General features: G+C 61.5%; 9 protein-coding genes. 1 reads left to right on the forward strand and 8 read right to left on the reverse strand.

Translation table 11 applies throughout. The features are described 5' to 3' along the window. Positions 1-7 precede the first annotated feature (7 nt). A complete protein-coding gene (locus ACQK2G_RS19445; RefSeq protein ID WP_425406695.1) occupies positions 8-2,386 on the reverse strand; it encodes a Lon protease family protein in 2,379 nt (792 codons plus the stop codon). A gap of 87 nt (positions 2,387-2,473) precedes the next feature. Here ACQK2G_RS19445 and ACQK2G_RS19450 point away from each other — a divergent pair, with 87 nt between their 5' ends. After that, the gene (locus ACQK2G_RS19450; RefSeq protein WP_425406696.1) at positions 2,474-3,268 is read left to right on the forward strand and encodes an MOSC domain-containing protein; all 795 of its coding nucleotides are present in this window, start codon (positions 2,474-2,476) and stop codon (positions 3,266-3,268) included. Between the two features lie 88 nt (positions 3,269-3,356). On the opposite strand, the gene ACQK2G_RS19455 is transcribed toward ACQK2G_RS19450, so the two are convergent. The 7 genes from ACQK2G_RS19455 to ACQK2G_RS19485 form a co-directional block, all read right to left on the reverse strand. Then, positions 3,357-3,986 carry a DUF4167 domain-containing protein gene (locus ACQK2G_RS19455; RefSeq protein WP_425406697.1) on the reverse strand — a complete coding sequence of 210 codons (630 nt, stop codon included), beginning with the start codon at positions 3,984-3,986 and terminating at the stop codon, positions 3,357-3,359. A gap of 246 nt (positions 3,987-4,232) precedes the next feature. Next, a complete protein-coding gene (gene prmC, locus ACQK2G_RS19460) occupies positions 4,233-5,087 on the reverse strand; it encodes a peptide chain release factor N(5)-glutamine methyltransferase (protein WP_425406698.1) in 855 nt (284 codons plus the stop codon). 31 nt (positions 5,088-5,118) lie between these two features. Next, positions 5,119-6,204, reverse strand: coding sequence for a peptide chain release factor 1 (gene prfA, locus ACQK2G_RS19465; RefSeq protein WP_425406699.1), 1,086 nt, complete (start codon positions 6,202-6,204; stop codon positions 5,119-5,121). Further along, complete coding sequence (hemA, locus tag ACQK2G_RS19470) at positions 6,201-7,550, reverse strand: glutamyl-tRNA reductase (RefSeq protein WP_425406700.1); 1,350 nt, start codon at positions 7,548-7,550, stop codon at positions 6,201-6,203. Before hemA ends, prfA begins: the two co-directional genes overlap by 4 nt. A gap of 19 nt (positions 7,551-7,569) precedes the next feature. Further along, positions 7,570-8,814 (reverse strand): histidine--tRNA ligase, encoded by a 1,245-nt coding sequence (hisS, locus tag ACQK2G_RS19475; protein ID WP_425406701.1) that lies wholly within the window; start codon positions 8,812-8,814, stop codon positions 7,570-7,572. Between the two features lie 32 nt (positions 8,815-8,846). Further along, positions 8,847-9,968 carry a flavodoxin-dependent (E)-4-hydroxy-3-methylbut-2-enyl-diphosphate synthase gene (gene ispG, locus ACQK2G_RS19480; protein WP_425406702.1) on the reverse strand — a complete coding sequence of 374 codons (1,122 nt, stop codon included), beginning with the start codon at positions 9,966-9,968 and terminating at the stop codon, positions 8,847-8,849. Positions 9,969-10,165: 197 nt separating this feature from the next. Next, complete coding sequence (locus ACQK2G_RS19485) at positions 10,166-11,557, reverse strand: RodZ domain-containing protein (RefSeq protein ID WP_425406703.1); 1,392 nt, start codon at positions 11,555-11,557, stop codon at positions 10,166-10,168. Positions 11,558-11,632: the final 75 nt, after the last annotated feature.

Raw genomic sequence — 11,632 nt, forward strand, 5'->3', positions numbered from 1 at the left:
AGTACAATCATTCAACGGTCTCGGGACCGCTTCTGTCCCGACGTCGTGCCAGTATTCGGTCGAACTCGGCAAGTGTCGCCTGAACCCGCCCATAGATGCTGTCGGCGGGATAGTTACCCTCCGCATCCCGCTCACCGACCGGCATCCCCAGGAACAAGGCAAGGGCGTCCTCAATCGTATCCACACTGTAGACATGGAAACTGCCGCCTTCGACGGCTTCGGATATCTCGGACCGCAATACAAGGTTTCGCTCATTGGCCTTCGGGATGACGACGCCCTGCTTCCCGGTGAGGCCGTTGTCCTTACAGGTTCGGTAGAAACCCTCGATCTTGTGATGGGCGCCGCCGATGGCCTGCGCCATGCCGCGTTGGTTCACCGAGCCCGTGATTGCCAAATCCTGGCGTACGGGCAGGTTCGCGAGGTCGGAGACGATAGCGATCAGTTCTGCCAGCGACGCGCTGTCCCCTTCGACCCCGCCATAATTCTGTTCGAAGGTGATGGAACAATTGAAGGAGACCGGGGCCGTGCGTGCAAAGATTCCCGTCAGGTATCCCTGCAGGACCATTGCGCCCTTCTGCTGGATGGGGCCGGACATTTCCACATCGCGTTCGATATTGATCACGCCGCGCCGCCCGATGCTCGCCCGCGCCGTGATTCGGGAAGCGCTGCCGAAGGTATGATCGCCAACATCACTGACGGTCAGGCCGTTGACCTGGCCCACAACCGCGCCATCCGTATCGATCATGATGGTTTTGCAGTGAACGAGTTCCTGCAGCCGGTCCTCGACACGCGCATTGCGCCGGCGGCGGCGCACGACAGCATCCTTCAGCACCTGGGCCGTGATCACACCTCCCGCGGAGGCGGCGATATGCGCCGCCTCGGTCAAGACGTCCTCCACAACTTCCGCCTGCGCAGTTACCTTCGTGCGGTCGCCCGCCCAACGGGAGCACTGGCCCAGAAGCCGCTGGACCGCGTCGTCCTCAATCGAGGCCGCGCCGACGCGTTCCGCCGTTTTCCTGATGATGGAAGACAGGGCCGACAGGTTTTGTGCCGTGGCGTCCATATCGGGGTCGATATCGGCCTTGACCTTGAAATGGGTCCTGAATTCCGGATCGATCGAGAAGAACGCATAGTACCAGCGCGGCGCCCCCACGATCACAACCTTCACATCCAGCGGGATCGGTTTCGGATTCGGCGATCCGGTGATCTGAATACCGCCTTGTCGATGCTGTTCCTCGATGCGGATCTCCCGATCGCGAAGCGCGCCTTTCAGGAAGGACCAGCTCATCGGGTGAATACCGATCGCCTCAGCCCGGAGCACCAGGATACTGCCATTCGCCTTATGCAGCGCGCCTGCCCGTATCAAGGTGAAATCGGTATCCAGATAACCGCCGGAGGAACGATATTCGATGCGGCCAAACAAATTCTCGTAGAACGGGTTCGCCTCCAAAACGGGCAGGCATTCCGTATCGTCGCCGTGGTCCACCAGCAGGTTCACCATATAGCGACGCTCCGGCGGTTCACGCGGCTCGACCGGAAGCCCCGGCATGATCGGTTGCGGCGGCGCGAACAGGATCAAATTGTCGAGGATGTCTTCCCGGAGGGAAATGAGCCAACGGTTCAGACCGCGGAACTTGCCGAAATCCTGATGCAACGGTTCCAGCATGGCGCCGACCGCATGATCCGCCGCCTGCCGACGCAATTGATGAATGTTTTCCGCCAACTCCCCTTGCATCGCCGCGGCGCGCCGCAGAATCTCGCCCAGTGCCGATCCGATCCGCTGCGCTTCCTCCTGCACTTTCGCCCGCCGGTCCTCCGGCAATTTGTCGATGCCGATGGGTTTTTCTTCTTCATCGAGCGCGGCGACCATGAGGCCGTTCGACGTCTGCAGGATCGTCAATCCGTGCTCCCGCGCGTCCTGGCGCAGAGCTTCCACCTCTTCTTCGATCTTGTCGTGGACTTCCTTGCCCGCCCGCTCCATCGCGGTATTGAATTCCTCGCCCCCGAAAGCTTGGGCAAGTGCGTCGCGCAGATTGGGGATCATGCGTGCCATGGAATCGCGGAAGGCACGGCCGGTCCCGGGCGGCAGGCGGACCGGCTTGGGGCGGTGGCTGCGGCGAAAATTGTTCAGATAAACCCAATCATCCGGAACCGGTTTGTCTTTCAGGAAATCGGTCAGGAAAGCCAAGGTCTGGGTCATCCTGCCGCTACGGTCTTCGCCGACGACGAAAATATTGAAACCGGGCGCCTCCATGGTCAGTCCGGTTTCCAGGGCCTCGCGCGCGCGCTCGTGGCTCGACAGCTCGAACAGCGTTCCCGTCGCCGTCCCGTTGGGATCGAATTTCGGTACGCCGACCTGTTCCGCGGACAATTCGCGCGACGCCATCACTACCCCCGCCTGACACCTGCCGTTTTCGACAGCTTAGCCTTTATTTGCCGCACCGGAAAACCGGCAAATCGCGGACTTTCCGAAATGGAACGCTGCGTATACTGTGCGGCCATGACGATCTCGATTGCCGATATTTGCCGTTATCCCGTCAAGGGATTGGCGGCTGATCACCCCTCCTCCGTGACGGTTGCAGCGGGGGCGGTGATTCCGTTCGACCGGCGTTTCGCCTTGGTCCACGCATCCAGCCGCGTCGACAAGGCACAACCCGATTGGGCCCAAAAGAACGAATTCCTGATGCTGGCGCGTGACGAAAAGCTCGCGCAATTGGGGATCGAGTTCGATGCCGATACCGCGGATCTCACCATCACCCGCAAGGGAAAATCTGTCAGCCGCGGCGTGTTGACCGACCAAACCGGGCGAACCGTTCTTCAGACCTTCCTGGCCGCATTCATGCCGGACGGACCGCGCGGAAAGCCGGTCATCGTGGAGGCCCCGGAAGAAAAGAGTTTCTCCGACGTACCGGCCAACCTGATTTCGATCATCAACCTCGCGACCGTCAAAGATATCGAACGCGTGGTCCGCGAACCCGTGGATCCCCTGCGCTTTCGCGGCAATTTGTACCTTGAGGGACTTCCAGCCTGGCAGGAATCATCCTGGGTGGGAAAAGACATCAACATCGGAAACGGCGTCGTCCTGCATGTGCAGGAGCCCATCGGGCGATGCGCCGCGACGAATGTCGACCCGGCCACGGGGCAGCGGGACCTGAACATACCGCTGACGCTTCGGAAAGGCTTCGGCCATACGAATTGCGGCGTCTACGCAAAGGTGAAAGCCGGCGGCACGATCTCGATCGGCGATACGGTTTCCGAACCGGGCTGACGACTTTTCGAGCCCCCACCGGGAGCAAAGAAAAAGGGGAAGCCAATCGGCTTCCCCTTTTCACATTCATTCGCGAGGAGCTACGCGCTCAGTCGGCGGCACTCTCAGCAGCGGCAGCCAGTTCGGCCGGTGAATTCGGCACCTTTGCGCGCGGCGTGCGGCGGCGGCGTTGCGGCACCCGCTTTGCCGGCTGTTCCTCTTCATCGGTGCCGGCTTCAGCCTGTTCGGCCTTCTGCGCCGCCCCGTTGCCGCGATTGTTCGATTCGCTGGACGATTCGTCATCGTCGTTTTCGTTGCTCGCGCTGCCGGTGACGGTCACTTCAACGGCAGATTCCTGCTCGTTATCGTCTTCATCCGAATCGGCCTCGGCTTCCGCCTGCATCTTCGCCATGCGGGCCTGACGCGCTTCGGCATCCTGATTCAGAATCCGAAAATAATGTTCGGCATGCTGCAGATAACTTTCCGCCAGAACCCGGTCGCCGGACGAAGAAGCGTCGCGCGCCATGGTCAGGTATTTTTCGTTGATCTGCGCGGCTGTCCCGCGGATCCGTACGCTCGGCCCATTCGAATCGAAGGTCTGCCGATGACTGCCGCCACCGCCACGCCGATTGTTGTTGTTGCGGTTGCGGCCACGTTTCTGGCCCTGCGACTGATTGTTTGGTCTCATGCTCTTCTTCGCAAGATAGTGATGCACCATGCGCACCGTGACGCGAGTCACGTGGGCACTCCCCTCGGGCGACGGAAACCCTTCCGCACCTGCCTTACTGTCGGAAAGTTTGGTCCAATCCCTCACGAGGGGATCGGTCCGGTCCCTTCCTTCGTCCTAATGACGGAGGCCCGGTAAACATCGGGAGCACACCATCCACGGCTGCAGGCCACTGCAATCGATGCTCTTCTCAATGTCCGGAACACCTTCAACCTAGCCGCCGAGGCCAGGATTTCCAAGTACTTTTTGCATTCGCACCTATCCGGGCCAAACCGCCGAAACGCAACGCTCAATCCCGCCAAGGTCGCGGCGTACCCGAATACGCGAAAATCCCTCCCTCACGCAGAAGGAGGAAACATCAGCCGCCTGCCCTGCCCCAACCTCCAGGGCCATGACACCACCCGGTTCCAGGTGCCGCTTTGCGCCCGGCACGATCACCCGATAGCAGTCCAGACCGTCATCGCCGCCGTCCAAGGCCCGCATGGGATCATGGTTGCGGACCTCCCGGTCCAACCCCGGGATATCGCCGCTCGGGATATAGGGCGGATTGGACACGATCAGATCGAATGTGCCCATCACGCCATCGAACCAGTTTCCCACCGACACCTCGACCCGATCCGCCATCCCGAACGCACGCGCATTGGTCAATGTCGCATCGACCGCCCCTTGGCTGACATCCACACCAAAGCCCGACGCGCCGGGATATTCCCGCAGCAGAGACAAGAGCAAGCAGCCGCTGCCGACCCCAAGGTCGAGTATACGAGAAACACGCGACCGTTCCGGCAAACGGTCCAGAACATCCTCGATCACCGTTTCCGTATCCGGTCTGGGATCCAACGTGTCGGGGCCGATCAGGAAGTCATCCTTCCAAAACGCGCGCCGCCCCAGAATGCGTGAAACCGGTTCGCCCGAAGCCCGCCGTTCGACAAACGCGATTGCCCGATCGACCTCACCCACGATCCGTTCCGGATAGGCTATCAACGTCTCAGCCGCGACGCCTTCTGCATGCGCGAGCAGAATCCGCGCTTCCCGTCTGGGATCGACATTACCCGCCTTTCGCAAAATGCGGGTGGCATCGACCAGAAAATCAGCGACCGTCGTCACGTCCGTCATTCGTCACCCGCGGCCCATCCGCCCACCCTGGTCAGGCAGCGTCTTCCGCCAAGGCTGCCAACCGCGCCGATTGCTCTTCCAATATGAGTGCGTCGAGCACCTCGTCCAGCGCCTCGCCCTCGAGCACCTTGTCGAGTTTATAGAGCGTCAGATTTATCCGGTGGTCGGTCACGCGTCCTTGCGGGAAGTTGTAGGTCCGGATCCGTTCGGACCGATCGCCGGAGCCGACCTGGCCTTTCCGGTCGGCGGCCCGTTCGGTTTCCTGGCGCTCCCTTTCGTGTTCGTAGAGCCGCGCCATCAACACCTTCATCGCCTTGGCGCGGTTCTTGTGCTGGGATTTTTCATCCTGACACTGAACCACGATCCCGGACGGCATATGGGTGATGCGAACCGCACTGTCGGTCGTATTGACGTGCTGCCCGCCCGCCCCTTGCGAGCGGTATGTATCGACGCGCAGATCCTTTTCGTCGATATGGATATCGACCTCCTCCGCTTCCGGCAGAACGGCAACCGTCGCGGCGGAAGTATGGATACGGCCGCCGCTTTCCGTAACGGGAACGCGCTGCACCCGATGCACACCGGATTCGTATTTCATACGGGCGTAGACATCGTTACCGCTGATCGAAGCGACGATCTGGCTGAAGCCGCCGATATCGGTTTCGCTGGCGTCGATCACTTCCATCCGCCAGCCGTTCAGGGCGGCATATTTCTGATACATGCGGAAAAGATCGCCGGCGAAAAGCGCAGCCTCGTCACCACCGGTTCCGGCCCGGATTTCGACGATGACGTTCCGCGCATCCGCCTCGTCTTTCGGCAACAGCATCAATTGCAGCTGGTGTTCGATTTCCGGCAGGCGCTCCTTCAGGTCCGCGACTTCCTCGCGGGCAAGATCGCGCATTTCGGCATCCGTTGACTTATCCGCCAACAGTTCTTCCAAATCAGCACGCTCCTGCTCGACGGAATGAAACTCCTCAATCTTTTCAACAATTGGGGAAATATCGGCATATTCCTTGGAAAGCGCAGTGAACTCCTGCGCATCAAGATTGCCGCCCGCCATTCGGTCCGACAATTCCTGCGCCCTGGCCGTCACCCGGTGCAATCTATCACGCCAACTCATTCAATAGATCCATCGTCATTTCGGCTCCCACTCGATTGCCTGCCTTCCGCCGTTCCGCCACCGATATCTTCGGGGCGCAGATCGAACAGCCGCGCAACTACACGGTTCACCGTTATCGTATCCCGCAAATCCGCCACGCCGCCCTGTGCCGCCACATCGCGCAGCACCTTGCTGGGCGAATGCAGCAGATGGTTGATCAAGAGCCTGGTGGCTTCCTCCGCATCCGCGTTCGCATGCTGTTCGATGACATGCCGCCGGACGTCTTCGAAATGCTGCCGAAGGGCGACGAGTCCCGGAACCCCTTCCTGCGCCGCAAGCGATTTCTGAAAGCTAACCACCCTTTCGTCAACCATTCTCGCGGCTTCCTGTGCCTGCTCGTGTCGCCCGAACTTACCTTCGCGCGCCATGCGCTCCAGATCGGCGAGCGTATAGCGGAAAGCGCCGTCGAGGTCATCCAAGGCAGGGTCGATATCCTCAGGACTGCCGCAATCGAAGAAAATGATGGGCATGCCACGCCGTTGCCGCAACGCACCGGCGGCAAGTGCGCGGTCGATCAGATACCGGCCGGTGCCCGACGCCGTTATCACCGCGTCTGCTTCGGCCAGAGCATCCGGCAAGCCGTCAAACGGCGCGAAATGACAATGCGCGCGCGCCGCGGCCCGCTCCGTCCGCCGCGACGGCCCTGTCAGAACGCATTCCTGCGTGCCGGCAAGTCGGAACTGTTCCAGCAGCAAGGCGCCGGTGTCACCCAAGCCGATGACCAGCAGGCGGATCTTGGCCGGATCGCCGTGCAGGTCACGGGCGATCTGCACGGCCGCGGACGCCACGGTAACCGCGCCCTCGCCGATTCTGGTTTCCGTGCGCACCTGCTTCGCGAGCGAGAAGGTCGCCTGATACAGAGTGTCCAGATCGGTGCCGATCATCTCCACGTCGCGCGACTGCGCAAAAGCGTGTTTCACCTGACCAAGAACCTGACTTTCGCCCAGAACCTGGCTTTCGAGCGCGCAGGCAACGCGGAAGACATGGCGCACCGCGTCCTGGTCGTAACGCCGGAAAACCTGCTCCTCCACAACCGCACGCCGTCGACCGGTACGGTCGGCGACGACTTCCTCGACCACCCGCACGCCCTGCTCGGGATCGGCCACGGCGAGGTGGAATTCAACCCGGTCACAGGTCGAGAGGATCACAGCCTGGGAAATGCCGCCCTGCTGCAAACTTTCGAGCAATCCGGTCCGGGCATCATCATCGACAAACAGGCGATCCCGAAATGCCGCATCCGCGGTCTGGTGGCTGGCGCCGACGACCGCGTAGCGGGGGTTTTCCCGGAATCCTTCTGCATCCGTCATGCGGGCAGTATCCGCCCGGTCACATCTGTGGCGCAAGCCGTGCCGCGAGACCGTCCATCGGGGATTCAACCTGATCGCCGGTGGTAAGATCCTTGACCTGCACAACGCCGCGCGCGAGTTCATCCTCGCCCAGAATCACCGCATGCGTCGCATTCACCTTGTCCGCCCGTTTCATCCGTCGCTTCATATTGCCGCCGAAGGCGATATCAACCTGAATGCCCGAACGGCGCAGCGTTTCGGCCAGTTTCAGCACCTGGCGTTCCGCCGCCTCGCCCATCGGCACCAGCGCGACGGGACGGGTCTGCCCTTCCGGTTCATCCGCCAGCATCGAAAGCCGCTCGATTCCGGCGGCCCAACCGACGCCGGGCGTCGGGGCGCCGCCCATCATTTCCATCAACCCGTCATACCGGCCGCCCGCCATCACGGCGCTTTGTGAGCCCAGTTCCGTCGTCGTGAATTCAAAAGCCGTGTGGCAGTAATAGTCCAAACCGCGGACAAGACGCGGATTAAGGCGATAACCGATGCCGATATCGTCCAGTCCCTGCCGGACCGTGCCGAAGAAATCCTGGCTTTCTTGATTGAGATAATCGGAAAACACCGGCGCATCGGCGATCAAGACCCGGTCGCCTTCATCCTTGGAATCCAAAATGCGCAGCGGGTTCCGATCCAGACGGTCCAGCGAGTCCGCCGACAGCCGGTCTTTATGGTCGCTGAAATACTCGACCAGGGCATTTCGATAATCGGTCCGGCTGGCGGTATCGCCCAGCGTGTTCAGTTCCAACTCCGTCCGGCCGAGGATACCCAAGCGGTCCAGGATGGCCGCACCACAGGCGATGACCTCGATATCCGCAAGCGGTTGGGGCGCGCCGATCAGTTCGATCCCGATCTGATGGAACTGGCGCAGCCGGCCTTTTTGCGGCCTTTCGTACCGGAACATCGGTCCGCCGTAGAAATACCGGACCGGCGCATGCTGGGCGAGGCCGTTGGACATATAGGCCCGACAGACGCCCGCGGTGTTTTCCGGACGCAGGGTGATCTCATCCCCGCCCTTGTCGGTGAAGGTATACATCTCCTTCGTGACAACATCCGAGGTATCGCCCAGCGTGCGTTTGAAGACCTGGGTGAATTCGAAAATCGGCGTCGACATGAACTCATAGCCATAGAGCGACGACACCGCAGCCGCGGTGTCGATGACATGGCGGTGGCGCCGGTGATCTTCGGGCAAGAGGTCATGCGTGCCACGGACAGGCTGCAACGCCGCCATATCAGTACTCCAACTAGTTTTCTGGTTTCCGGTTATTCCGCCGCGGCCGCTTCCTGCCGCTCTTTCTCAATTTCCGCCGCCTTGGTTTCGACGAGGCCGACCAGATGGTCGACGATGCTTTCGTCTTTCAGGCGATGGGCCGGCTGTCCGGCGATATAGACCTGGTGCGTCCCTTTGCCGCCGCCGGTGAAGCCGATGTCGGTTTCCCGCGCCTCACCGGGACCGTTCACAACGCATCCGATCACGGAGACCGTCATGGGGGTGGTGATATGGGCAAGACGCTCTTCCAACACCCGAACGGTTTCAATCACATCAAACTGCTGGCGCGCGCAGGACGGACAGGAGATGACATTCACGCCGCGATAGCGCAGGCCGAGCGACTTCAGGATGTCGAACCCGACCTTCACCTCCTCCACAGGATCGGCGGAGAGCGAGACGCGTATCGTATCGCCGATCCCGGCCCAGAGCAGGGATCCGATCCCGATCGAACTCTTGATCGTGCCGGTGCGCAGCCCGCCCGCCTCGGTCACGCCGAGATGCAGCGGGTAGTCGCAGGCTTCCGCCAGCCCTTGATAGGCAGCGGCGGCCAAAAACACGTCAGAGGCTTTGACGCTGATCTTGAAGTCGAAGAAGTCGTTGTCTTCCAGAATCTTCGCGTGTTCCAGCGCGCTCTCGACCATGGCTTCAGGGACGGGTTCGCCGTATTTTTCCAGCAGGTGGCGCTCCAGCGAGCCGGCGTTGACGCCGATCCGCATGCTGCAACCATGGTCCTTCGCCGCCTTGACGACCTCACGCACCCGTTCCGCGCTGCCGATATTGCCCGGATTGATCCGCAGGCAGGCCGCACCCGCCTCGGCCGCCTCGATGGCGCGTTTGTAGTGGAAATGAATATCCGCAACGACCGGCACCTTCACCTGCGGAATGATCTTGGCCAGGCCTTCGGTCGATGCCTCATCCGGGCAGGAAATGCGGATGATATCGACACCGGCCTCCTCGCACCGGCGAACCTGCGCGACCGTGGCCTCGACATCGGCCGTCAGCGTATTGGTCATGGTCTGCACGGTGATCGGCGCGTCGCCGCCAACGGGGACGGGTCCGACCATGATCTGGCGGGATTTTCGGCGATAGATATCGCGATAGGGACGCACACTCATAGCGCTGACCTGTTCGGTGATTTTCCGGTCCGAAGTCTTCTCCGCCGACGACCGCACGCCCGGGGATAACCGGAAGGAAAGCGCGACGCGGCCGGATCAGCCGGACGGTGGGGAAAATGCGTGCAAGACCTCAAAAGATCAAGGGCCCCAGCGACCATGCGCCGAAGAGACCATCGATCAACAAAACTGTGAAACGCTCATTGCGCCTGCAGCAAGGCGTCCGGTTCCAGCAATACGTTCCGACGGACGTCGCCGATATCGCCGATCCGCGGGGCGATCTTGCCGTCCACTGTGAATTCGAGCCCGCCGGCACTGCCGGTCACCAGCGTGATTCCGGGTTGATCCGGCACATTGAACGTGTCCCCGACGCGCAGCAGACGGTTCAGCAGGACATTCCCGTCCGGGGCCGTAATTTCCACCCATGCCGGCGACGTCGCCTTGATGACGATCCGCGATGCACCGGCCTCCGCCCCAAAGGCGGCAGGCTGCGAGCCACCGACGGTCGGAAGTTCCGTATCTGTTTCCGGAACCGCGGCCTGTTGCACGGGTTCCGTGACGACCGGGGCCGCTTCGGTGGTCTGCTGCATTGAGGCGGCCGCCTGCGTCGCTTCGCTGCCGGACGCCGGCGCGGCTGCCTCCGTGGTAGCCGTCGTGGTCTCGACCGCTGCCGGCTCCGTTGCAGGAACCTGCTCCGTTACAGGGGCCTGCTCCGTCACAGCGGCAGGGGCCTCCACGACCGTGGTCGGAACCGACTGTTCCGGCGTTGTGGTTTCGGTTGCGGATTGAACTTCGGCTTCGGCCGGTGTTTCCGCCGTGACGGCGGCCACTGTCTCAGAGACTGCCTGGCTCGTCGTTTCAGCGGCCTGGCGAACCTCTTCCTGCGCTGCTTCGGTCACCGGCGCCGATGCGATCGTTTCGTTTACGATGGTCGGCTGTTCCGCCGCCTCGGCGGGCGCCTGCGCAACCGTCGACGTTTCCGTTTCCGCGGCAGCCGGAACAGGCGCGACGGTCGTTTCTTGGGTCGAAACCTGTGCGGTTCCCTGTGCCTCTTCCGAACTCGGTCCCGCGGGCGCCGTCTCGACCGTGGATTTCGACAGCAATTGCGTCAGCGCCTCGGGCAAGGGCGGAACCAGTTCAAGCGTGTCGCGGTCCTTGTTGGACACATAGATCCATCCGCCATAAGCGCCGATCAGCATCAGAACGGCGATCATGATGACCGAGGCTGTCGGGCCCCGGCTTCCCGGCATCGGCTCCGGAAAGACCAATTGGGTCCGATCTTCGAACTCTGCCGCTTCCTGTTTGAATTTCGAGACGATCTTGGGAACATCAAGATCCATCAGTTCGGCATAGGTCCGGACGAAGCCGATCGCGTATGTCGATCCCGGCAGGTCGCCCAAACGGCCGTCTTCGATCGCTTCGATATAAGCCCGCCTGATCCGCAACTGTGCGGCGACATCGCTGTAGTCCATGTCGCGGGCGATGCGTGCCTCGGACAGGATCTCGCCGACGGTGCGGTTGTCCACAACCGTCTTCAGTTCCGCTCTATGAGTATCATTCGCGGCTTCTTTCGCCGCACCGCCTCTAGCCATCGTACTATCCAATCGTCAGTCCGACGAACGGCCAAATTTGGATCGATCCAAGCTGTGTGCAAAGGATAGCCAAGT

This window comes from Hwanghaeella sp., assembly GCF_965227365.1.
In the GTDB taxonomy this organism is placed as follows: Bacteria; Pseudomonadota; Alphaproteobacteria; order UBA8366; family Aestuariispiraceae; genus Hwanghaeella.